The sequence below is a fragment of the Chitinophaga sp. YIM B06452 genome, assembly GCF_039655965.1.
GTDB lineage: Bacteria > Bacteroidota > Bacteroidia > Chitinophagales > Chitinophagaceae > Chitinophaga.
The window spans coordinates 120820-144523 of record NZ_JAWLKY010000004.1; the positions used below are offsets into that span (position 1 = coordinate 120820).

The 23704-nt window shown below is 52.5% G+C and carries 20 protein-coding genes; 13 read left to right on the top strand and 7 right to left on the bottom strand.

Going from position 1 to position 23704, the window contains the following annotated elements; all coding sequences use genetic code 11:
• The first annotated feature begins 4 nt into the window (after window positions 1–4).
• The 4 genes from R3I13_RS20440 (at window position 5) to R3I13_RS20455 (ending at window position 6533) form a co-directional block, all read left to right on the top strand.
• On the top strand, window positions 5–1978 hold the full coding sequence (locus R3I13_RS20440; protein ID WP_346319829.1) for a fumarate reductase/succinate dehydrogenase flavoprotein subunit: 1974 nt from the start codon (window positions 5–7) through the stop codon (window positions 1976–1978).
• 29 nt (window positions 1979–2007) lie between these two features.
• Window positions 2008–2757: a succinate dehydrogenase/fumarate reductase iron-sulfur subunit gene (locus R3I13_RS20445; protein ID WP_346319830.1), complete on the top strand. Its 750-nt coding sequence runs from the start codon at window positions 2008–2010 to the stop codon at window positions 2755–2757.
• A 185-nt stretch (window positions 2758–2942) separates the two neighbouring features.
• Window positions 2943–4325, top strand: a complete 1383-nt coding sequence (locus tag R3I13_RS20450; RefSeq protein ID WP_346319831.1) for a Gfo/Idh/MocA family oxidoreductase — start codon at window positions 2943–2945, stop codon at window positions 4323–4325.
• 78 nt (window positions 4326–4403) lie between these two features.
• Window positions 4404–6533 (top strand): S9 family peptidase, encoded by a 2130-nt coding sequence (locus R3I13_RS20455; protein WP_346319832.1) that lies wholly within the window; start codon window positions 4404–4406, stop codon window positions 6531–6533.
• Between the two features lie 120 nt (window positions 6534–6653).
• Here R3I13_RS20455 and R3I13_RS20460 read toward each other — a convergent pair whose 3' ends face one another.
• Entirely contained in the window at window positions 6654–7205 is a 552-nt protein-coding gene (locus tag R3I13_RS20460) for an HdeD family acid-resistance protein (RefSeq protein ID WP_346319833.1), read from the bottom strand.
• 136 nt (window positions 7206–7341) lie between these two features.
• On the opposite strand from R3I13_RS20460, the gene R3I13_RS20465 reads away from it, so the two are divergent.
• Window positions 7342–8982 carry an ATP-binding cassette domain-containing protein gene (locus tag R3I13_RS20465; RefSeq protein WP_346319834.1) on the top strand — a complete coding sequence of 547 codons (1641 nt, stop codon included), beginning with the start codon at window positions 7342–7344 and terminating at the stop codon, window positions 8980–8982.
• Window positions 8983–9081: 99 nt separating this feature from the next.
• On the opposite strand, the gene R3I13_RS20470 is transcribed toward R3I13_RS20465, so the two are convergent.
• Both R3I13_RS20470 and R3I13_RS20475 read right to left on the bottom strand, forming a co-directional pair.
• On the bottom strand, window positions 9082–9504 hold the full coding sequence (locus R3I13_RS20470) for a response regulator (protein WP_346319835.1): 423 nt from the start codon (window positions 9502–9504) through the stop codon (window positions 9082–9084).
• A gap of 236 nt (window positions 9505–9740) precedes the next feature.
• Window positions 9741–10706 (bottom strand): hypothetical protein, encoded by a 966-nt coding sequence (locus R3I13_RS20475; protein ID WP_346319836.1) that lies wholly within the window; start codon window positions 10704–10706, stop codon window positions 9741–9743.
• A gap of 102 nt (window positions 10707–10808) precedes the next feature.
• On the opposite strand from R3I13_RS20475, the gene R3I13_RS20480 reads away from it, so the two are divergent.
• Together R3I13_RS20480 and holA are read left to right on the top strand one after the other, a co-directional pair.
• Window positions 10809–11534: a 3'-5' exonuclease gene (locus tag R3I13_RS20480; RefSeq protein WP_346319837.1), complete on the top strand. Its 726-nt coding sequence runs from the start codon at window positions 10809–10811 to the stop codon at window positions 11532–11534.
• Window positions 11535–11549: 15 nt separating this feature from the next.
• Window positions 11550–12548, top strand: a complete 999-nt coding sequence (holA, locus tag R3I13_RS20485) for a DNA polymerase III subunit delta (protein ID WP_346319838.1) — start codon at window positions 11550–11552, stop codon at window positions 12546–12548.
• A gap of 5 nt (window positions 12549–12553) precedes the next feature.
• On the opposite strand, the gene R3I13_RS20490 is transcribed toward holA, so the two are convergent.
• Window positions 12554–13486 (bottom strand): bifunctional riboflavin kinase/FAD synthetase, encoded by a 933-nt coding sequence (locus tag R3I13_RS20490; protein WP_346319839.1) that lies wholly within the window; start codon window positions 13484–13486, stop codon window positions 12554–12556.
• Window positions 13487–13584: 98 nt separating this feature from the next.
• Here R3I13_RS20490 and R3I13_RS20495 point away from each other — a divergent pair, with 98 nt between their 5' ends.
• Window positions 13585–14763, top strand: a complete 1179-nt coding sequence (locus tag R3I13_RS20495) for an AIR synthase related protein (RefSeq protein WP_346319840.1) — start codon at window positions 13585–13587, stop codon at window positions 14761–14763.
• A gap of 411 nt (window positions 14764–15174) precedes the next feature.
• Here the strand turns inward: R3I13_RS20495 and R3I13_RS20500 are convergent, their stop codons facing one another.
• Window positions 15175–16911: a M56 family metallopeptidase gene (locus R3I13_RS20500; RefSeq protein ID WP_346319841.1), complete on the bottom strand. Its 1737-nt coding sequence runs from the start codon at window positions 16909–16911 to the stop codon at window positions 15175–15177.
• Entirely contained in the window at window positions 16908–17279 is a 372-nt protein-coding gene (locus tag R3I13_RS20505; protein WP_346319842.1) for a BlaI/MecI/CopY family transcriptional regulator, read from the bottom strand. The genes R3I13_RS20500 and R3I13_RS20505 overlap by 4 nt, the downstream gene beginning before the upstream one ends.
• 149 nt (window positions 17280–17428) lie before the next feature.
• Between R3I13_RS20505 and R3I13_RS20510 the strand changes: the two genes are divergently transcribed.
• The 3 genes from R3I13_RS20510 to R3I13_RS20520 all read left to right on the top strand — a co-directional run bounded on the left by R3I13_RS20510 (window position 17429) and on the right by R3I13_RS20520 (window position 20935).
• Window positions 17429–18121: an ATP-binding cassette domain-containing protein gene (locus tag R3I13_RS20510; RefSeq protein ID WP_346319843.1), complete on the top strand. Its 693-nt coding sequence runs from the start codon at window positions 17429–17431 to the stop codon at window positions 18119–18121.
• Between the two features lie 114 nt (window positions 18122–18235).
• Window positions 18236–18508: a 30S ribosomal protein S15 gene (gene rpsO / locus R3I13_RS20515; RefSeq protein WP_209148380.1), complete on the top strand. Its 273-nt coding sequence runs from the start codon at window positions 18236–18238 to the stop codon at window positions 18506–18508.
• A gap of 87 nt (window positions 18509–18595) precedes the next feature.
• On the top strand, window positions 18596–20935 hold the full coding sequence (locus R3I13_RS20520; RefSeq protein WP_346319844.1) for a polyribonucleotide nucleotidyltransferase: 2340 nt from the start codon (window positions 18596–18598) through the stop codon (window positions 20933–20935).
• Window positions 20936–21359: 424 nt separating this feature from the next.
• Here the strand turns inward: R3I13_RS20520 and R3I13_RS20525 are convergent, their stop codons facing one another.
• The gene (locus tag R3I13_RS20525; protein WP_346319845.1) at window positions 21360–21953 is read right to left on the bottom strand and encodes a hypothetical protein; all 594 of its coding nucleotides are present in this window, start codon (window positions 21951–21953) and stop codon (window positions 21360–21362) included.
• A 117-nt stretch (window positions 21954–22070) separates the two neighbouring features.
• Here R3I13_RS20525 and prmA point away from each other — a divergent pair, with 117 nt between their 5' ends.
• Both prmA and plsY read left to right on the top strand, forming a co-directional pair.
• Window positions 22071–22892 (top strand): 50S ribosomal protein L11 methyltransferase, encoded by an 822-nt coding sequence (prmA, locus tag R3I13_RS20530; RefSeq protein ID WP_346319846.1) that lies wholly within the window; start codon window positions 22071–22073, stop codon window positions 22890–22892.
• Window positions 22893–23010: 118 nt separating this feature from the next.
• Window positions 23011–23664, top strand: a complete 654-nt coding sequence (gene plsY / locus R3I13_RS20535) for a glycerol-3-phosphate 1-O-acyltransferase PlsY (protein ID WP_346319847.1) — start codon at window positions 23011–23013, stop codon at window positions 23662–23664.
• Window positions 23665–23704: the final 40 nt, after the last annotated feature.

Genomic DNA, 23704 nt, shown 5'->3' on the forward strand with positions numbered 1-23704 from the left:
ATATATGTTGAACGCAAAGATTCCTGCCGGCCCCCTCGAACAAAAGTGGAGCAAATATAAAAGCACCGTAAAGCTGGTGAACCCGGCCAACAAACGGAAGCTGGAAGTGATCGTGATAGGAACCGGCCTCGCCGGCGCCTCCGCGGCCGCTTCACTCGCCGAACTGGGCTACAAAGTGAAAGCATTTTGCTTCCAGGATAGCGCCCGCCGCGCACACTCCATCGCTGCGCAGGGTGGTATCAACGCTGCAAAGAACTACCAGAACGACGGCGACTCCGTGTTCCGTCTCTTCTACGATACCGTTAAAGGCGGCGACTACCGTGCCCGCGAAGGCAACGTTTACCGTCTTGCCGAAGTGAGCGGCGCCATCATCGATCAATGCGTGGCACAGGGCGTTCCCTTCGCACGTGAATACGGCGGCCTGCTGAGCAACCGCTCTTTCGGCGGCACGCAGGTGCAACGTACTTTCTACGCTGCCGGCCAAACCGGCCAGCAATTGCTGCTGGGCGCCTATTCAGCCCTCCAGCGCCAGGTTTCCCTCGGCAACGTTAAAATGTACAACCGCCACGAAATGCTCGACATCGTGAAGATCGACGGCAAAGCGCGCGGCATCATTGCCCGCGACCTCGTTAGCGGTAAACTGGAAAGGCACTTCGGCCACGCCGTGCTCATCTGCAGCGGCGGCTACGGCAACGTGTTCTTCCTCTCCACCAACGCCATGGGCTCTAACGTAACCGCAGCCTGGAAAGCCCACAAACAGGGCGCTTTCTTCGGCAACCCCTGCTTTACACAGATCCACCCTACCTGCATCCCCGTTTCCGGCGACCATCAGAGCAAGCTCACGCTCATGTCCGAATCGCTCCGCAACGACGGCCGCATCTGGGTGCCCAAAAAGAAAGACGATAACCGCAAGGCTACCGATATACCCGAAGAAGAAAGGGATTATTACCTCGAAAGAAGATACCCCGCCTTCGGTAACCTCGTTCCCCGCGACGTGGCTTCCCGCGCGGCCAAAGAAAGATGCGACGCCGGCTACGGCGTGGGCGCTTCCAAAATGGCCGTGTACCTCGATTACGCAGACGCTATCATGCGTTACGGCAAGATCGAGGCCAGCAAAAAAGGGCAGGACCATGCCAGCAAAGAAGAGATCATCGCCATGGGTAAAGAAGTGGTGAAAGAAAAATACGGCAACCTCTTCGACATGTACGCCAAGATCACCGGCGAAAACCCATACGAAACCCCCATGCGCATTTACCCCGCGGTGCACTACACCATGGGCGGCCTGTGGGTAGACTATGAGCTGATGACCACCGTGCCCGGCCTGTACGCCCTCGGCGAAGCCAACTTCTCCGACCACGGCGCCAACCGTCTCGGTGCTTCCGCGCTGATGCAGGGCCTGGCAGACGGGTACTTCGTGATCCCTTACACCATCGGCAACTACCTGGCAGACGAGATCCACACCAAACCCGTACCCACCGATGATCCCGCTTTCGTGGCTGCTGAAAAGGCCGTGCAGGACCAACTGGACAGGCTGATGAACATCAAGGGCAAACATTCCGTAGACCACTTCCACAAAGCCCTCGGCAAGATCATGTGGGACAAATGCGGTATGGCCCGCAATGAGCAAGGCCTCCAGGAAGCGATCAAAGAGATCCAGGCTTTAAGGGAAGAATTCTGGAAAGACGTGCGCATCCCCGGTAAACAGAACGAGTTTAACCCCGAGCTGGAGAAAGCCGGCCGTGTGGCGGATTTCCTGGAGCTGGGCGAGCTGATGTGCAAAGACGCGCTGAACAGGAGGGAATCCTGTGGCGGCCACTTCCGTGAAGAGTCACAGGACAAGGACGGTGAAGCGCAGCGTATAGACGAAGAGTTCTCCTACGTAGCGGCCTGGGAATACAAAGGCCCGAGCAGTTCTGAAATGCACAAAGAACCGCTTACGTTCGACATCGTTCATCCTACGCAGCGTAGCTACAAATAAGTTGATAAGGGACATATAAATCTAAAATTATGAAGCTCACATTAAAAGTTTGGCGCCAACAGAACTCGCAGGACAAAGGAGGTTTCGAAACCTACCAGGTTTCCGATGTATCTTCCGACATGTCGTTCCTCGAGATGTTCGACGTACTGAATGAGCGTTTGATCAACGAAGGCAAAGAACCGATCGCATTTGACCACGACTGCCGCGAAGGCATCTGTGGCGCCTGCTCCATGTATATAAACGGCCGCGCACACGGCCCCTGGCATGAAACAACTACCTGTCAGCTGCACATGCGCGCTTACAACGATGGCGATACCATCGTGGTGGAACCCTGGAGGGCCAAGGCTTTCCCGGTGATCAAAGACCTGGCGGTAGACCGCAGCGCCTTTGACCGCATCATCCAGGCCGGTGGTTTTATTTCCGTGAATACCGGTAATGCCGTAGACGCCAACGCCATTCCCATCGATAAAACAGATGCAGACGCTGCGTTTGCAGCGGCAGCCTGTATCGGTTGCGGCGCCTGCGTAGCAGCCTGTAAGAACTCTTCCGCGATGCTGTTCACTTCCGCAAAAGTATCGCAGCTGTCGTTGCTGCCCCAGGGCCTGCCCGAGCACAGACAACGCGCGGAAGACATGGTGGCGCAGATGGACAAAGAAGGCTTTGGCAGCTGCACCAACACCGGCGCCTGCGAAGCGGAATGTCCCAAAGGCATTTCCATTTCGAACATTGCCCGCCTCAACCGCGAGTTCATCGGCGCTGGGTTCACTTCCAAGGCATAATTTGTACTATAAGACTATAAGTAGCAACAGCCGGCCATTTGGCCGGCTTTGTTGTTTTATAGCGGTTTGCCTTCCATATGAACAAACCGGCTGCTAAAACAAGCATACTAAGGGATTCGCGGTCATCTTTCCCCACTCATACAAACCCCATTGCATTTTCGACCCCGCTTTATTATCTTGGGCATATGTCTACAAATTCCCGTCGAAAATTCATCAAACAACTGGGCAGCACCGCAGCATTACTGGGCGCCGGCTCCCTCAGCGGCCTGGCGGCAGAGCCGGCCATCATCCTGCAACCCGAAAAACGCATCAGCCCGAACGACAAGATCCGCATAGCCGGCATCGGCATGGGCATCATGGGCTTTGGTGATGTGAACACCGCATTGAAAGTACCGGGCATAGAGCTCGTGGCCGTGGCCGACCTGTACGATGGCCACCTCGAAAAAGCGAAATCCGTTTACGGCAGCCAGATCTTCACCACCCGCGATTACCGGGAGATACTGGAAAGAAAAGATATAGACGCGGTAGTGATCGCCACGCCAGACCATTGGCACGATACGCAAAGCATTGCCGCCATGGAGAAAGGCAAACACGTGTACTGCGAAAAACCAATGGTGCAGCAGATCGCGGAAGGTCATGCCGTGATCGCCGCGCAGCAGAGGACCCAAAAGGTATTCCAGGTGGGTAGCCAGCGCGTGAGCAGCGTGGCGCTTGCAGAGGCAAGGAAACGTTACCTCGCGGGCGACATCGGCCGGCTTAACCTCGTGGAGGCCAAGATCGACCGGCACAGCGCCCTCGGTGCATGGCAATATTCCATTCCCACCGATGCTTCACCGAAAACGATAGACTGGGACGCGTTCCTGAAAGACACTGCTAAGATGCCCTTCGATCCCGTGCGGTTCTTCCGTTGGAGGAACTATCAGGCCTACGGCACCGGCGTTCCCGGCGACCTTTTCGTGCATCTCATTACCGGCCTGCACTTTATGATCGGCTCCAAAGGCCCCAGCCGCATTTACAGCACCGGCAACCTGGTGCAGTGGAACGACGGTCGTGATGTGCCGGATGTGATGGTAGCCATTTTCGAATATCCTGAAACAAAAGAGCATCCTTCCTTCCAGATGCAGCTGCGCGTGAACTTCGCAGACGGCGGCGGCGGCTCCGAATTCACCCGCCTGATTGGCACCGAAGGCGTGATGGAGCTGGGCTGGAACGATTTTAAGATCAAGCGCCACAAATTGCCGAAAGCCCCGGGCTATGGCGGATGGGATACTTTCAACACCTTTACCAAAGCCCAGCAGGAAGCCTTCATCAAAGATTATAACGCAAAATACAGCGAGGCAGACCGTGCCCAGGTAAAAGCTGATGAATCGGCCTACAAAGCGCCCGCAGGGTACGACGACCGCCTGGACCATTTCGCGAACTTCTTCGAGTCTATCCGCAGCGGCAAACCCGTGGTAGAAGACGCCTCTTTCGGCCTCCGTGCTGCGGGCCCCGCCCTGGCAGCGAATGAAAGTTATTTTAAAAAGAAACTGATAGACTGGGATCCGGAGAAAATGAAGATTCGTTAGATTATTACATGAACGGGGCCATGGGCCCCGTTTTTTTAGCCCTATATTCCTTAAATTTAATGATCCTAAACCTGTATTATGAAATCCAATACCCTCCCCATGCTGGCTGTAGTGATACTAACAGCCTGTAACAGTAAAACAGAAAAAAAGACCGATAAAATGAACGTGACTCCGCCAGTGGCAGAAAAGATCAGGAAAGAACTCACGATCCATGGAGATACCAGGATCGATAATTATTACTGGCTCAATGAAAGGGAAAATCCAAAGGTGATCGCTTACCTCGAAGCCGAGAACAAGTACACGGATACGATGCTCAGCCCGGTGAAAAAACTGCGGGAAGACCTGTTCGGTGAGCTGAAAGGAAGGATCAAGGAAAAAGATGAAAGCGTGCCCGTGCTCGCTAACGGTTACGTATACTACACCCGCTTCGAAGAAGGAAAGGAGTACCCGATCTATTGCCGCAAAAAAGGCTCCGAGTCCGCGCCGGAGGAAATATACCTGAACGTAAATGACCTGGCGCAGGGACATGAATATTTCCAGGTAGGGGGCACAGCCGTCAGCTTCGATAACAAATTGCTGGTATACGGCGTAGACACTGTAAGCCGCCGCCAGTACGACCTCTACGTGAAGAACCTGGAAACAGGCGAAATATACCCGGAAGTGATTAAAAACACGACCGGCGGCGCAACGTGGGCGAAAGACAACAAGACTTTCTTCTACACCTTCAAAAACGCTACCACCCTGCGTTCTGAGAAGATCTTCCGGCATACCCTGGGTACGCCCGCGGATAAGGACGCGCTGATCTTCCATGAAAAAGACGAAACGTATTCCACTTACCTTGGCCGCACCAAATCGCGCGACTACATCCTGATCGGGAGCGGCAGCACGCTGTCGTCTGAATTCCGTTACCTCCGGGCAGACGATCCCAATGGTACCTTCAAAGTGTTTCACCCGCGCGAGAAAGATATGCTGTACGACATCGATCACCGCGGCAATACCTGGTACATCGTGACCAATTACGACGCGAAGAACTTCCGCCTCATGACCGCCCCGCAGGATAAGACCGGAAAGGCAGGCTGGACGGAGCTGATCGCCCACAGGCCGGACGTGCTGCTGGAAGGCATCGACCTGTTCAAGGATTTCCTCGTGGTGTCTGAACGCAAAGGTGGCCTTACGCAGCTGCGCATCATCAACGACATCACGCGCCAGGAGCATTACCTCGATTTCGGCGAACCGGCGTACGTGGCGTATAGCACCAGCAACCCGGAACTGGATACCAAAAACCTCCGTTATTCCTACACTTCACTCACCACGCCCAATTCCACCTACGATTACAATATGGATACGAAGGCGAAAGAGCTGAAGAAACAGCAGGAAGTGATCGGCGGATACGACCCGAAAAACTACGTAACAGAGCGCATCTTCGCCAAAGCGAAAGACAGCACGCTGGTGCCCATCAGCCTGGTATACAAAAAAGGTTTCGAGAAGAACGGCAAGGCGCCGCTGCTGCTGTATGGCTATGGTTCCTACGGCGCCAGCATGGACCCGTATTTCAGCTCCAACCGCATCAGCCTGCTGGACCGTGGTTTCTGTTACGCCATCGCTCACATCCGCGGCGGGCAGGAGCTGGGAAGGCAGTGGTATGAAGACGGGAAGATGTTCAAGAAGAAAAATACTTTTACCGACTTCATTGATTGTGCGGAATTTTTGATCGCAAATAAATACACCGTCAAAGAGCACCTTTATGCGATGGGCGGCAGCGCGGGCGGCCTGCTGATGGGCGCCGTGGTGAACATGCGGCCGGACCTGTTCAAAGGCGTGATCGCCGCCGTGCCTTTCGTGGACGTGGTAACCACCATGCTCGATGAAAGCATTCCCCTCACTACCGGTGAATTTGATGAATGGGGCAATCCCAAGAACAAGGATTCATACGAATACATGAAATCCTATTCCCCGTACGACAATGTGGAAGCCAAAGAATATCCCAATATGCTGGTAACCACTGGCTTGCACGATTCGCAGGTACAGTATTTTGAACCGGCCAAATGGGTGGCCAAGCTGCGCGAAATGAAAAAGGGAGATGAGGTATTGCTGATGGAAACGAACATGGAAGCAGGCCATGGCGGCGCCAGCGGGCGTTTTAAAGCGCTGAAGGATGTTGCCCTGCAATACGCTTTCCTGTTCTACCTGGAAGGGATTGAGAAATAACAATGCGTTTTCAACATAAGCAAGGGCTGCTCCGCAGAGCAGCCCTTCTTTTTTTCACAAGCATAATTCAGAAATTCGTCGAACTTCCGGGCCGTTTAGACGGTGGCTTGAACGAGAAGTTTAAGTATGTTTAAATTCTTTGGCTACTTTTTTTAACCTGAAGCCTACAGACAGCAGGAATATCCCCAGGAAAAGCGCGTAAATCCCTAACCACCAGGCTATTACGACCACTCCTGCGACCGGCTGCATAAAAAGCAGTATCCCGAAGATCACTGAAAATATCCCCGCCACGATCAGCATCCATTCCCCCGTGATCTCCTTCCGCAGGCGGATGGCGATGATGATCTCCAGGATGCCCGTTACCAAAGACCACAGGGCCACCAGCGTAACCAGGAACAGGGCCGTAACGCCCGGCATGAACAAAGCAACGAGTCCCGCCACAATGCCCGCCAGCCCTACCAGCACAAATCCCCACCAGCTGCTGTCCGTCTTCATCACCCTGAACCCGTGCACCAGGGCGAAAATACCGTCTACCAGCAAATAAGCGCCCAGGAAAATGACCAGGATAGCCAGCGTAATGACGGGCCAGATGAAGGCCATCAGGCCGAAAAGCACGGCCAATGCGCCCCTGAGCACCACCAGCCACCAGTATTTTGCAAGTTCATGGATCATGTGGATACTTTTAGTTGTAATTGATAACAGTACATATCGGAAAATTGTTCAATAATGGCTGTTAAATGACCGGCGGGAATAAATGGAGTTATGCCCGGGATTTCGTAACTTTGCGGCTTCAAATTCACAGCCAGGTATGATCAGTGTTAAAAACGTCACGCTTTCTTTCGGCAAACGGGTGTTGTTCGATGAAGTAAATCTCAACTTTACAAAAGGGAACTGCTATGGTGTTATCGGCGCCAACGGGGCAGGTAAATCCACTTTCCTGAAGATACTTTCCGGCGAAATAGAGCCGAACAAGGGAACCGTGGAGATCACCCCCGGCGAACGCATGTCTGTCCTCAAACAGAACCACTATGAGTTCGACGAGGTGACCGTACTCAATACGGTGCTTATGGGCAATAAAAAGCTCTGGGAAATCGCGCATGAAAGGGATTCCATTTATGCGAAAGAAGACTTCACCGAAGAAGACGGCATGCGCGCGGGCGAACTGGAAGCAGAATACGGCGAAATGGGCGGCTATACCGCTGAAAGCGACGCCGGTGTGCTGCTGGGAGACCTGGGCGTGAAAGAAGACCTGCACCAGACGCTGATGAAAGACCTGAGCGGCGCCCTCAAAGTAAGGGTACTGCTGGCACAGGCGCTCTTCGGCAATCCTGATATACTGCTGCTGGACGAACCGACCAACCACCTTGACGTGGAAACCATCGGGTGGCTGGAGAACTTCCTGGCGGATTACGAGAACATTGTGATCGTAGTGAGCCACGACCGTCACTTCCTGGACGCTGTTTGTACGCACGTGGCGGATGTGGACCGCGCCAAGATCAAGATCTTCACCGGTAACTACACTTTCTGGTACGAATCCAGCCAGCTGATCGCCCGCCAGATAAGCGACAAGAATAAAAAGATGGAAGACAAGCGGAAAGACCTCATGGACTTCATCGCCCGCTTCTCCGCGAACGCTTCCAAATCCAAACAGGCTACTTCACGTAAGAAAGCCCTGGAAAAACTGGTTATTGAAGACATTGAACCTTCCAGCCGCAAATACCCCGGCATCATCTTCAAGCAGCTCCGCGAAGTGGGCAACCAGATACTGAACGTGGAAAAACTGGAAAAATCCATTGACGGCCGCAAACTCTTCAGCGACGTGACCTTCTCCGTGAACAAAGGAGACAAGATCGCGTTCCTGTCCAAAGACCACCTGGCCCTCAGCACCTTCTTCGATATCATCAACGGCGACCAGCAGCAGGACGGCGGTAAGCTGGAATGGGGCACTACCGTTACCAAGGCCTACCTGCCCGACGATAACGCCCAGTTCTTCACCGGCAACCTCAACCTGATGGATTGGCTGCGCCAGTACGTTCCGGCGCATGTGACCGATGTGGACGAGCCTTTCCTGCGCGGGTTCCTCGGTAAAATGCTGTTCAGCGGCGACGAGATCATGAAAAAGACCTCCGTACTGAGCGGTGGCGAAAAAGTGCGCTGCATGGTAAGCCGCATGATGCTCCAGGACCCGAACGTGGTGATCCTCGACGAGCCTACCAACCACCTGGACCTCGAATCTATACAGAGCTTCAACGAAAGCATGAAAGATTTCAAAGGCATCGTGCTCTTCACCACGCATGACCACACCTTCATGCAATCCGTAGCCAACCGCATCATCGAGATCACACCCAGCGGCATTATCGACCGCCTGAGCACTTTCGACGAGTACCTGGAAGACGGGCGCGTGAAAAACCTCCGCGCTGAAATGTACGGGGAGGCAGTATCTGCTTAGAAAATGAAGAATAATAAAAACGAAAAGAGCGGACACCAGGTCCGCTCTTTTTTTATGGGTTACTTTTTTGGGTATTAGCTCTCTTTTGCAGAGATATTTTTAAAGATATTTTTCGATCTCTTTCATTTTGGACCGGTCCAGCGGCTTGGTGATGTAAGCCATCAGTTCCGGCGTTTTGCGTACTTTTTCCAGGTCCTGGATGTTCATGGAAGAAGAGCACATGATAATGGGCACATCCTGCGGCAGCCTGTTCTTGAACCCCCTGAACGCTTCTATGAAGTCCCATCCGTTCATCCGCTGCATGTTCATATCCAGGATGATGAGGCAGGGCAGGTTATTGGCGGCAAACGAGGTCAGGTCTTCGATCGCGTCTTCGGCGGAAAGAAAGGAATTCACACTCACGTCCCATCCCTGCAGGCCAAACATCTTCTTTACAATAAAGTGGAAAATCTCATCGTCGTCGATCACATAAACTACTTTATTCGTATGTTCCATGTCGTGTTTATTATCGAATAGCTCCATAATTTCCGGGCTTTTTTCTCCCGGTTGCCGGGTTTCCAAAACATCGTATCCCATTAAATCTCCTTTTTGCGTATCCGGCATGGCTGGTTCGTAAATTCTTCGCAAAGAAAATTAATTTTATTTTATTTTCATATATATTTTAATTGCAATAACTATCGGTTAACAAACATGAAAAAACAAAAAGGGCGCAGCTATTTGCTACGCCCTTTGGACTATGAATGTTGGATTGTTGTCTGTTAGTTGAACAGGCCGCCTTTTTTCAGGTTCACTTTGCCTGCGCCGATCTTGTAACCACCCTGGTAGATCTCTACGGTGTAGTCGCCGGGTTTGAAATCGGAGTTCTGTTTCCAGTCCATGCTCACGGGAGTGGAGCCGCCTGCTTCGTAAGACACTACTTTCTTCACGGTGTACAGTTTCTCTGTACCGTCCTCAAGGGTGAAGCGGCCGCTGCCCAGTGCTTCTACCGCCAGGGGAGAGCCGTCTGGCGCGGTGATGGAAACGAAGATCTCTTTGTCGCCGGATGTTGCGATGCGGTTATCCAGGTCGAAAGACACTCTCATCATGTCTGCGCGTTTGGCTTTGGAGGTCACTTCTTCCTTGCCGTTGCGCCTAACGTTGATGGGGGAGAGCTTGATGTTGGAAGCGTGCAGTACAGAACCGAGGTCTACACGTTTGCCGAGGCTGTCTTTCACCACGGTCACGGAGTCGCGCTCTTTACGGGCTACGTCACGCTCGCCGGTGATAACGATCTTCTCGCCTTCCAGCCTTTCGATGGTTGCCACGTAATTTTCGGTGTTGCTCTTGAGCTGTTCGATCAGCCTGCGCGCTTCAGCCAGTTCGGCGGCAGTCGCGTTTTTGTTGCTGAGAATGCTCTGGATGCGGCCTTTCATGTCCGCTATCTCTTTATCCTTGCTTTTCACGAGGCTGTCCATACGGGAGTTCTGGGAAATCAGGTCGTCCAGGCGTGCCTGGGCGGCGTCATATTCTGATTGCAGCTCATTCCTGGAGGTGGTCAGGGTGTCCAGCTGGTTTTCTTTTGTCACAAGCTCTTTGCTGGTCTGGCTTTTGTCGTAAAACATGTACCCCCATGTTCCCACCAGGGCGGCAATGAGAACGCCGTAAATAATCCCGTTTTTGTTGCTTTTTGGTCTTTCAGGTCCGGAAGTACTGGGCGTACCAGTATTAAAGGTGTTTTCCGCCATAGTGTTCTTTTTTATTTAATTGATTGTTATATGGGTAAAATTTTTCTAAAATCCCGAAACGTTAATTTTTACTTAAATTACACGTTTTAAATCCTTTTGGCTGTGCTTAATAACGTTGCGCTCGATCAATTACTCCTGTTTGACATAGAAACTACGCCCCTCTTTGCATCTTTTAATCATCTCCCGGGCGAGCTTCAGCGCCTCTGGGAAGAAAAAATTACAAAAACTGCGCCAGATTCTGAAAACCCCTCCGCATCGTTTGGGGAAAAGGCCGGCCTGTATGCCGAATTCGGGAAGATCGTCTGCATTTCCGTTGGACTTTTCTTCACAGAAAACGGTCAGTATCAATTGCGTATAAAATCTTTTTACGGCCACAACGAAAAGGAGCTGCTCGCCGGGTTCACAGACCTGGTGGAAAAATTTTCCGCCAAGAACCCCCGCTTCCAGTTCGCCGGGCATAACATCAAGGAATTCGATATTCCCTATATTTGCCGCCGCGCTGTGATCAACGGCCTGCCGCTGCCAGTATCCCTGCAGATCCACCAGTACAAGCCCTGGGAGCTTCCCCTCCTGGATACGCTCCAGCTCTGGCGTTTCGGGGATTTTAAGAATTATACCTCCCTCAAGCTGCTGGCCGCCGTGCTGGGCATACCCACGCCGAAGGACGATATAGACGGCAGCATGGTAGGACAGGTATACTGGCACGAACAGGACCTGCCCAGGATCGTGGAATATTGCCAGAAGGACGTGCTGACGGTAGGCCAGCTGCTGCTGCGTTTCAAAGGGCTGCCCCTGATGGAAAAGGAAAGCGTGTCTGTCGTGAATTAAAAAGGAGAGGAAAACATGGATTACCAGGATATTATCAAAGATTGGAAGAATAACAAGTTCCGCTCGCTCTACTGGCTGGAAGGAGAGGAAGATTTTTTTATCGACCAGGTAGTGAACTACGCGGAGCATCACCTGCTCAGCGAAGCCGATAAAGGCTTCAACCTCACCGTGCTCTACGGCAAGGAAACAGACTGGGCCACCGTGATCAACGCCTGCCGCAGGTATCCCATGTTCGCCGAGCGCCAGGTGGTGATCCTCAAAGAAGCCCAGGCCATGCGCGACCTCCTGAAACTGGAACCTTACATCGATAAACCGCTGGACTCCACCGTGTTCGTGGTAGCCCATAAGCAGGGCAAGATAGACGGGCGCAGCAAAATGGCCAAGCTGATCAAAGACAGGGGCGTGATGCTGTCTACCAAAAAACTGTACGACAACCAATTGCCTTCCTGGGCCGAAACCTACGTACGCACGCAGGGGCTGGCTATTTCAGAGAAAGCCTGCATCCTTTTGGCGGACCATATCGGCAACGACCTTTCGCGTATTGCCAACGAAATAGACAAGCTGCTGGTGAACCTTCCCGAAGGCAAAAAGATCGATGAAAGCGATATTGAAAAATATGTAGGCATCAGCAAGGAATACAACGTATTTGAATTGCAGAACGCCATCGGCCAGATGGACATGGTGAAAGTGATGCGCATCGTAAAATATTTCACCGCCAACCCCAAAGCCGCGCCCATCCAGATGCTGATACCAGCTTTGTATAATTATTTCTCCAAGATGAACCTGCTTTTCGGCATCAAGGGCGGGGAGAAGGAAATGGCCGCCGCATTGGGCGTGCACCCGTTTTTCCTGAAAGATTATACGGCCGCCGCGCGCAAGTTCGGGCCGGAAGGCACGGAGCGCGCCATTTTGCTGCTGCACCAGTACAATCTGCGCAGCATCGGGATCGGTGATAGCGGGAATGAAGACGGGGAGTTGCTGAAAGAGCTGGTATACCGCATCATGCGGCCCTAACGGGGCTATGCCCTTGAAGTGATCTCGCGGGCCTGCAGCACATCTTCCTTCATTTGCTGCACCAGCGCTTCCACAGAATCAAATTTTTTATCGGAGCGGATATATTCCAGGAAATCGACCCGGATGGCCGAATCGTAGATGTCCTGGTCAAAATCCAGGATGAACACTTCTATGCGCAGCTCGGTACCGTTGAAAGTGGGGCGGGTGCCGATATTGAGAGCCCCCTTGTACCAGTTGCCCATCACGTTTACCGTTACCGCATACACGCCCTGCGCGGGTATCAGCTTGCGCGGATCGTTCAGCGCAATGTTGGCCGTGGGGAAGCCCAGCTTGCGGCCCATTTTATCGCCATGCACCACGGTGCCGTTGATGAAATACGGGTAGCCCAGCAGTTCGTCCGCCAGCTGGGTGGCGCCTTCCTGCAGGCTTTTGCGGATCTTGGTGGAGCTTACGGTGAGGTTGTGCACTACCTGCTGCGGGATTTCCAGCAACTGGAAACCATATTGCTGTTGTTCTGCTTCCAGGAGCTCCAGCCCGCCTTCGCGGTTGTGGCCGAAGCGGTGGTCGTAGCCGATGATGATGGTATGCGGGCGGAATGTGCTGATGAGGAAATCTTCCAGGTAGGCCCTGGCGGAGAGTTCAGAGAAGGCTTTGGTGAAAGGCACTACCACCAGGTGGTTGATGCCGAATTTCTCCAGCAGGTGTATCTTCTCGTCCAGCGTGGTGAGCAGCCGCACGGTCTTATCGTGCGGGGCCAGCACCTCCCGCGGGTGCGGGTCGAATGTAATGATCACCGTTTCGCCCTGGCAGGCGGCCGCCGCTTCCTGCAATTGCCGGAGGATGTACTGGTGGCCGGTATGCACACCGTCGAAAGTGCCGATCGTGATCACGGCATTCCTGAAAGCGGGCAATTGATGTAAATCTCTGTGAACCTGCATGGTTAGATGATCATATTTTCAAAAACGCCGTGCAAATCTAAATGTTTTGAACGGATTACAATACTTTTGCACTTTAATACAGCTAATTCAGGACAATCGTGGATCAAAACCTTTACGCCAAAAGAGGCGTTTCAGCCGGTAAGGAGGATGTGCACAATGCCATCCGCAATATTGACAAAGGGTTATTCCCCCGCGCATTCTGCAAGATCATACCGGATATATTGGGCGGCGACGCGGACTGGTGCAATATTATGCATGCAGACGGCGCCGGCACCAAGTCTTCCCTGGCATACGCCTACTGGAAAGAAACGGGCGACCTCGGCGTATGGCGCGGCATTGCGCAGGACGCTATTATCATGAATACGGACGACCTGCTGTGCGTGGGAGCGGTAGACAATATCCTGCTTTCCTCCACCATCGGCCGCAATAAAAATCTCGTGCCCGGCGAAGTGATCGCCGCCATCATCAACGGTACCGAAGAGATCCTCGAAGAGTTGCGCAGCTATGGCATGGGCATTTACAGCACCGGCGGCGAAACCGCGGATGTGGGCGACCTGGTGCGCACCATCATCGTGGATTCCACCGTTACCTGCCGCATGAAACGCGCCGATGTGATCTCCAACGACCGCATTAAAGCGGGCGATGTGATCGTGGGCCTTTCCTCTTACGGGCAGGCTACCTACGAAAGGGAATACAACGGCGGCATGGGCAGCAACGGCCTTACCTCCGCGCGCCATGATGTTTTTAATAAAACGGTGGCGGAAAAATTCCCGGAGAGCTACGATCCCGGCATTCCCAAAGAACTGGTGTTCAGCGGCAAAAAAGCCCTGACCGATATGATAGACATTCCGGGCTTTGCGCCCGTAACCGCAGGCAAGCTGGTGCTGAGCCCCACGCGTACCTATGCCCCGGTGATCCGCCAGGTGCTGGATCATTTCCGGGCGGAAGTGCACGGCATGGTGCATTGCAGCGGCGGCGCGCAAACCAAGGTGCTGCATTTTATCGACAAGCTGCATGTGATCAAAGACAATCTTTTCCCCGTTCCGCCGCTTTTCAGCCTGATACAGGAGCAATCCGGCACCAGCTGGAGGGAAATGTACCAGGTGTTCAACATGGGCCACCGCATGGAGCTTTACGTGCCTGAACATATTGCGGGCGATATCATCCGCATCAGCCAGACCTACAACATTGATGCACAGGTGGTGGGCCGGGTAACGGACAGCGCTGAGAAGAAAGTGACCGTGAAAAGCGCGCACGGCGAGTTTGAATACGTGTAACAAGATTTTTCCTGATATAAAAAGCCGGTTGACACATTCAGCCGGCTTTTTTGTATGAACCCCCTGGGCCTGCCAGGCGTGTCCTTATGCAGGTAAATTGATTTTAAACCCTCAACAGTCGTGCAATTCCGCGGGCTAATCCCAATTTGATCCCGGGGTAAAAGCGTTCATCACCCGATCTAATTCCGATCTAATTCCGATCTAACTCCGATCCAACCCCAGGGTAAAAGCGTTCAAACTCCGATCTAATTCCGGGGTAAAAGCGTTCGCCACCCGATCTAATTCCGGTCGTATTCCGATCAGGTTCCGATGATGGGATTCCGGTTGCCCCGCCCTCGTAAATCACCGGTCTGAAGCAAAAAAAGGCCTTGAGCGGACGCTCAAAGCCTTATCTATAAGATATTTAAGTGTTTAGCTTTGTATGGTGAACCGAATCGGCAGGTTGAACCGTACCGGCACATTTTTTCCTTCGTGTTTACCGGGCACCCACTTTGGCATACCGCTTACAACGCGGATCGCTTCTTCTTCCAGTCCGCCGCCTTTCTTTGCGCCTACGGTTTTGATGTCTTTTACTACGCCGTTGTCATCCACGATGAAGCTGACGAAAATAGTGCCGTCGATTTTTTTATTGATGGCTTCTTTCGGGTAACGGATGCTGGTAGAAAGATATTTGTTAAGGGCTGCGTCTCCGCCGGCGAATGAAGGCGGATTATCCACGAAAACATATACACCGTTTTTGTCCGGTCCATTGCCTTTCCCGGGCGCAGGCGGGGGAGGCGGTGCAAGTGTGAAGCGGATAGGCAGGTTGAACATCACGCTGACATTGCGGTTATTCTGCCTGCCAGGTTTCCATTGGGGCATTGATTTTACGACACGCATGGCTTCTTCTTCCAGCCCTCCGCCTTTTTGGGCGCCCACGGTTTTAACGTCTTTTACCCGTCCTTCGTTAGTCACAATGAACGATACGAACACGGTGCCGCCGATATTTTTTTCCATGGCTTCTTTCGGGTAACGGATGTTGCTGCCCAGGAATTTGTTGAGCGCATCGTCGCCGCCGGGGAAGGAGGGTGGCTGTTCTACAAACGTAAAGACCTCCTGCCGGGCTGGCGGCGGAACGGTGTCAGGAACGGCGGGCGCAGCGGCCTGCTGTACGGGTTGGGCGGTTGCAGTTTCCTGTTTTGCGGGAACGTTGCCTGTTGCGGGAGTGTTGCCGGCCGTGATCTCAGGCTGCGGAACAGGAATGGTAAGGTTTTCGCTCAGGCGGTCCATCTTTTCTTCCGTTACAAATGCCAGCGAACTGAATATCAGTAATGCTACAGGTACGATCAGCGCCCTGCGCAGGAAACTGAAACGGAATCTGCGGGATTGGGTAAGCATAAGTATTCTTCTTTTGACAGGCTGGTGGGAAAAATTGTTGGTCAGGTTAAAAGCAGGCCCCGCCTGCAATGCAGCGTGGAGAATGGTTTGCGCGTATGCAGCCACGTCGCCGTTCTCTACCGAACGTTTATCCGCAATAAATTCATGCACCAGCGAAAGTTCCCGTTTAACGAGGTGGAAGAAAGGATTGATCCAGCAAACGGCTGTCACGATCTCCATAAAAAGTTTATCCGTGCTATGGTTCTCCTGCAAATGCACGATCTCGTGCCGCAGCATCTGCCGCCCTTCCGGTGTGGAAGCGCTCATACCGCTGTTCCAGAAAATAAAGCGGAAGAAGGAAAAAGGGGCGGTGATATGTTGTGAAAGCACGAGCCGGTAAGGCAGCAAAGGTTCTATGCGGCTGGTGCGCACGAGCTGCAATATTTTGACGTACCCCCAGCCGATGCGCGCCGCAAACAGCAGGATCACTGTGCCATACAGCAAAGCAGTCAGGTTAAGCTGCTGCACGGCGGGCGTTTGCGTTACGGTAAACACCTGTTCGCGCAGCGTTACTACCTGCGACGTATACACGTAAATGCCCGTAGCTTCCGTGCCGGCAAACGGCAGCGGGATGCGCAGCAGCGGCACGGCCAGGCTCAGGATGGTGATGCCCAGCAGGTAAAAACGGTTCCACTGGTGGAAGCGGTTGTTGCGCAGGGCCAGGTGATAATATGCATACAGGATGCCTGAGCAAATGATCACCTTAACGAGGTAGGCAAGGAAGGGCGTCATTTTTCAGTGTTTTTGGCTTGTTTGATCTGTTGCAGGAGCTTTTCGAGATCGCTCACGCTCATGTCTTTTTCTTTGACGAAAAAAGAGACCATGTTGCTGAAAGACCCTTCGAAATACCCTTTCACCAGGTTCTTCACCGTTTTATGGCTGTATTCCTCTTTGCTGATGAGGGCATAATACTGGTGGCTTTTACCGTAAGCCTTGAAGTTCACAAAACCCTTCTCCACCAGTATCTTCACGAGCGTGGAGATGGTGTTGTAATGCGGCCGCGGCTCGGGCATTTCCTCTATCATGTCTTTCACAAAAGAAGGCCCCAGTTTCCATAATACCTGCATGATCTGTTCTTCTGCTTTTGTCAGCGTTTTCATGGTGTTGTTGTTTGTACGGATATAGATTGCAGTCCCTGTTTCAAATGTAAAACTATTATTTTAGTTTTCAAACTAATTTTATAGTTTTTCTTCAATATGCATCACTTACAAGTAATTGGTTATTTTTGGATTTCAAAAAGGAAATTTAAATGGTGGACCAACCCATAGTTCAACTGACGAATGTAAATGTATACCAGGGCAATTCTTTGATCTTATCCGACGTGAACATCACGGTGAACAGGGGAGAGTTTGTGTACCTGATCGGGAAGACGGGTACCGGCAAGTCCAGTTTGCTGAAGACCTTGTATGGCGACCTTGCATTGCGTGAGGGCAGCGGCCAGGTGGCGGGGTTCGATCTTACGAAGATGGACTGGAAGAAGGTGCCTTACCTTCGCCGGAACCTCGGGGTGGTGTTCCAGGATTTCCAGCTGCTGACGGACCGTACGGTGCACGATAACCTGAAATTTGCGCTGAAAGCCACCGGTTGGGCGGATCAGTCGCAGATCGAGGAAAAAATAAAGGATGTATTGGAAAAGGTGGGCCTGGGCACCAAGGGCTTTAAAATGCCTTATGAACTGAGCGGCGGGGAGCAGCAGCGGGTGGATATTGCCCGTGCGCTGCTGAACAGTCCCAAGTTGATCCTGGCGGACGAGCCTACGGGCAACCTGGACCCTGAGACCTCGGACGGTATTATGCAGCTGTTGTTCCGCATCTGCCGGGAAGACGGAACAGCTATGATCATGGCAACCCACGACTACATTGTATTGCAGAAGTTCCCCAGCCGGGTGCTCCGCACGGAGAACGGGCAGGTGACAGACAATGCAGCAGTAAATTTTGTATAAGTAAAGCATTGGTTATCAGTAAACGTGTTATCCAAATTCAATTTGGAACTTGCCATATTACTTCTTACCTTTGCACCGGAAAAATAGCGAGTTAAAAAATTATTATTATCAAAGATGTCTTACTTAACTGTAGAAAAAAAAGCTAATATTTTCAAAGAATTCGGTGGCAGCGAAAAGAATACCGGTTCTGTGGAAGCACAAATTGCCCTGGTAACGGAGCGTATCAACAGCATTTCCGCTCACCTGAAGCAAAATAAAAAAGACTTCTCCACGCACCGCGGTTTGATGAAAATGGTAGGGCAAAGAAAGCGTTTGCTGTCTTACCTGGCAAAAACCAACCTCTCCGGCTACCGTGCCCTTATTGAGAAGTTAGGTATCAGAAAGTAATCTGAAACTTTTTATAGCGCTATTCCCAACTTATTATAGTTGGGAATAGTTTTTTTGTATGTGTACCTTATTAATCCTCACACAAGTATGAATCTCACACCTACTTCGGTTAAATTTGATATAGGCGGAGGCCGCGAGGTGACGATAGAAACAGGCAAGATGGCCCGCCAGGCCGATGGTGCTGTTACTGTCCGCCTCGGCAATTGCATCCTGCTGGCTACCGTAGTGGCCAACCAGAAACCCAAAGAAGGCCAGTCCTTTTTCCCCTTAACCGTAGATTACCAGGAGAAATTTGCTTCAGCAGGCCGTATCCCCGGTTCTTTCTTCAAACGCGAAGGCAAGCTGAGCGACTATGAAGTGCTGATCTCCCGTCTTATCGACCGCGCGCTGCGCCCTTTGTTCCCCGACGATTATTTATGTGACGTTCAGGTGCTGGTAACCCTCATTTCCTCCGACCCGGAAGTGATGCCCGACGCACTGGCCGCCCTGGCCGCATCCGCAGCCCTCGCAGTGTCTGACGTGCCCATCCAGGAGATCATCTCCGAAGTGCGCATCGCACGCGTTGCCGGCGAATTCGTGATCAACCCCACCCGCACCCAGCTGGCTACCGCAGATATGGACTTTATCGTAGCCGCTACGGAAAAGAACATCATGATGGTGGAAGGGGAGAGCAAGGAATGCCAGGAAGAAGACCTGATCAAAGCCATCGAACTGGCCCACGACGCGATCCGCGTACAGGTAAAAGCACAGGAAGAACTCCGCGCGCTGGTAGGCAACCCCGCCAAACGCGAATACAATAAACCGCACCAGAATGAAGAGCTGAAAGCAAAGATCACCGCTTTCGCTCAGGCCCGCATCCTGGAGGTATCCAAATCCGCCCTTGGCAAACACGACCGTTCCGAAGCTTTCAAAAAGATCGAAGAAGAACTCGTGGAATCCCTCGGCGAACTGCCTGAAGAAGACGCAGCCCTGGTGGGCGACTATTTCCATGACCTGGAAAAAGAAACTGTCCGCAACATGATCCTGGACCAAAGCATCCGCCTCGACGGCCGCGTGCTGGACCAGGTGCGCCCCCTGGCCATGGAAACGGACCTGCTGCCTTCCCCTCACGGCTCCGCACTGTTCACCCGCGGCGAAACACAGTCCCTCACCACCGTTACCCTCGGTACGCCTGATGACGAACTGCTGATCGAAAGCGCCGCCACTTCCAACTACGTTAAGTTTATCCTGCACTATAACTTCCCCCCATTCTCCACCGGTGAGGTGAAAATGATGCGCGGCCCCGGCCGCCGCGAAGTTGGGCATGGTAACCTTGCCCTGCGCTCCCTGAAACAAATGATGCCCGGCAGCGATTACGCTTACACCGTGCGCGTTGTGTCAGACATCCTGGAGTCTAACGGTTCCTCTTCCATGGCTACCGTTTGCGCCGGCTCGCTGGCACTGATGGACGCAGGGGTTCCCATCCCGAAACACGTTTCCGGCATCGCCATGGGCCTCATCTCCCGCGCAAGCGACGGTAAATGGGCCGTACTCAGCGACATCCTCGGCGACGAAGACCATCTCGGCGATATGGACTTCAAAGTAACCGGTACCCGCGATGGTATCTGCGGCGTGCAGATGGATATTAAGGTAGACGGCCTCAGCATGGACGTGATGCGCAAAGCGCTCGCCCAGGCACGCCAGGGCCGCCTGCACATCCTCGACGCGATGTATAACACCATCGAAGCTGCCCGTCCTGAACCGAAACCGCATGCTCCGCGCATGGAAAAACTGATCATCGACCGTGAATATATCGGCGCTGTGATCGGACCCGGCGGTAAAGTGATCCAGGAGATCCAACGCGAAACCGGCACCACCATCAACATCGAAGAAGTGGGCCAGACCGGTGAAGTATCCATCTTCGCAGTACAGAAAGAAAATCTCGATAAAGCCCTCAGCTGGATCAAAGGCATCGTGGCCGTTCCTGAAGTGGGTGAAGTATACGATTCAACCGTTAAGAGCGTAATGCCTTACGGCGCATTCGTGGAATTCCTCCCCGGCAAACAGGGCCTGCTCCACATCTCAGAAGTTTCCTGGAAACGCCTTGAGAATATGGACGGCGTGCTGAGCGAAGGCGAGAAAGTGAAAGTGAAACTGGTGGGCACCGATCCGAAAACCGGCAAGTTCAAGCTCAGCCGCAAAGTGCTGATGCCTAAACCTGAAGGTTACGTGGAAAGGCCTGAACGCGAAGACCGTGGCGAACGCGGCGATCGTGGCGACCGCAGAGGCGGCGACCGCGGAGACCGCAGGGGCGGCGACCGTGGTGGTGACCGCAGAGGCGGCGGCGACCGCTTTGAACGTGGCGACCGCGGCGATCGCGGACCGCGCCCTTCACAGTCCGAGCAATCCGAAGGTCCTGAACTGGGCCCCGTATTTGACGAGCAATAAATTGTGATCCGTCACAATTAAAATACTAGAGAAAGTCCCGGCGAGCAGCCGGGATTTTTTTATGCGCCAACGTTGACTGCTAAGCCGTTCATTGCATGAAAAGATCGCATTGCGAGAAAGATCGTCATTGCGAGGAGCGATAAGGGATTCTGTGCGGCAGGAGATGCGACGAAGCAATCTCCTCCATGGCTTGAAGTACGACAATTCAACGCAGGAGATTGCTTCGTCGCGCCCCCGCTTTGGCTCTGCTGCTCCTCGCAATGACGGGCTTTTTCCTGCTATGCCGCGCCTGCTTTGGCTAAGCTGTCCCCAATGACGGTCTTTAAAAAGATCGTCCCGCCGTTACAGCGGGACGTTTTTCTACCAGGTATACATTTTGCGTATAAAAAAAAGATGACAGTAACGTTTATATGTTCACGTTATATTACCGTTGAACATTGTGCATCTGCTCCAGGAAGATCTCGCTTTCGCGCAGTATCAGCTTGCCGATGTCCCTGTTGTTGACCTTTTCGAACCGGAAGATGCGGAAGGTCTTCAGATCGATGTCCTCGTAGTCGATCCTGAACTGCTTCACCCTTTTTTTGGTGGAACGGTCCATTACCTGCACCCAGCCCTGCTCCAGCAGTTCCGGTAGTATCTCGTCCAGGTAAGGCATCAGGATGGTTTCCGTATCGTTCCAGAAAAGAGAGATACGGTCCGTGGAATACGCCATGGGATTGCCTTTGGACGCTGTCCAGAATTTGCTGACCATGCCGTAATGCCGCTGCACTTCCTCTTCGGTAAGATGGGCGAACTGGATGTTGCGGAACACTTTTTTATCGTATTTGCGCTGTACGAGGATCGTATCCAGCCCTTTGAAATAATCTTCCACATGCTGTTTGTCGAAAATGAACACGGCATTTTCCACCTGGTACACAATGGAATCTTTCATCGGGATGTCGAACGGCTTAACGATCGTTTGCGCTGACGCACAAACATGGCTGGCCAGAACGGCCGCCAGCAAAATGAGCTTTTTCATAGGATAAGGTTATATTATTATAATTCAAATATAATGCAGGGCTGTGTTCCTGCAAAGGAATTTTTAAAATCAGCATTTCCGCATTGGGGCTGAGGAATTTGTAATTATCTTGCGCCCATGTCATACATCGCGATCACCATATCCGCGCCTTCAGAGATAAAAGATATACTCATTGCCCAGCTGGCAGACGTTGGGTACGAAGGGTTTGAAGAAGCGGGAGAGCAGCTCATCGCTTACATTCCTACGGAGCAGTTCGATGAAAATACCATTGCCGGCATGCTCGGCTCCCACGGGCTGGACTATACGAAAGAAACCATTGAGCAGGCGAACTGGAACGCCGTGTGGGAAAGTAATTTCCAGCCGGTACTGGTCGGTTCGTTCTGCGGCATCCGCGCGGGTTTCCATGATCCTTTGGCGGGGCAGGTGGAGCATGAGATCGTGATCACGCCGAAGATGTCTTTCGGCACCGGCCATCATGCCACCACTTATTCCGTGATCAGGCTGATGGAAGAGATTGATTTCAAAGGCAAGCGTGTATTCGATTTCGGCACAGGCACCGGTATTTTGGCGATACTGGCCGGCAAGCTGGGCGCCGCGGAAACGGATGCGATCGATAACGACAGCTGGGCGGTAGACAATGCGCTGGAAAATGCCGTGACCAATAACGCAACAACCGTGCGCATCTGGCAGGAAGACCAGCTGGACGTGCTGGAAACAGGCAGTTACGACATCGTGCTGGCCAATATCAACCGTAATATATTGCTGGCCAATATGGCTAACATGAAAAGAATCCTCAAAAATCACGGAATATTGATTTTGAGTGGTATATTGCAGGAAGACGAACCTGCAATTGTTAAGGCCGCCGGGGAAAATGGACTGGCCCTGGAAAAGAAGGCGGAGAAGGAGCACTGGCTGGCACTTTCATTTAAGGCTAGCTAATATCAAAAAAATTAAATATTTTAATTGCTGATTTACGAGTAATTGTCTTAACATTGCTGTTAAATTTGTATCCTTATTAACACTTAATTGACTATCTTAGCAACTCTAACTTATTGTGATGACTGAATTATTGCTTTTAATAGGTGCCTACCTGATAGGCTCTTTTGCCACTGCCGTCTGGGTAAGCAAGGGGGTTTATGGTATCGATATCCGCGAGCATGGTTCCGGTAATGCCGGCGCCACGAACACTTTCAGGGTGCTTGGCCCGAAAGCAGGTACTTTCGTGATGCTGGTGGATATGGTGAAGGGCGTTCTTGCAGTGAGGCTTTCTTATCTCATTCCTGCCTATGATTCACCTGAACAATTGATCAATTTACAGGTAGGGCTTGGTCTCGCGGCCGTAGTGGGCCACATCTTCCCGATATGGGCCAACTTCCGCGGCGGTAAGGGCATTGCTACCCTCTTCGGCATGGTGCTGGCCATCCAGCCGCTGGTGGCCCTGTGCTGCGTAGGCGTATTCCTCATGATCCTTTTCCTGACCAGATATGTGTCGCTGAGCTCCATCATAGCCAGCATCGCTTTCCCTGTACTCATCCTCTTTATTTTCAGGGAGCAGGAAGTGTTTTACCGCATCTTTGCCATCGCCGTGGCTTTGATGGTGGTGCTCACCCACCAGAAGAACATTGTGCGTCTCTTCAGGGGCAACGAGTCCAAAGTTCCCATCTTCAAGAACCGCAAAGGCAAAGACGGCGAAAATAACCCGACGTATTAGCCGAGGTCCTTTTTCCTGTTGTTCAAATCCGGCACAACGA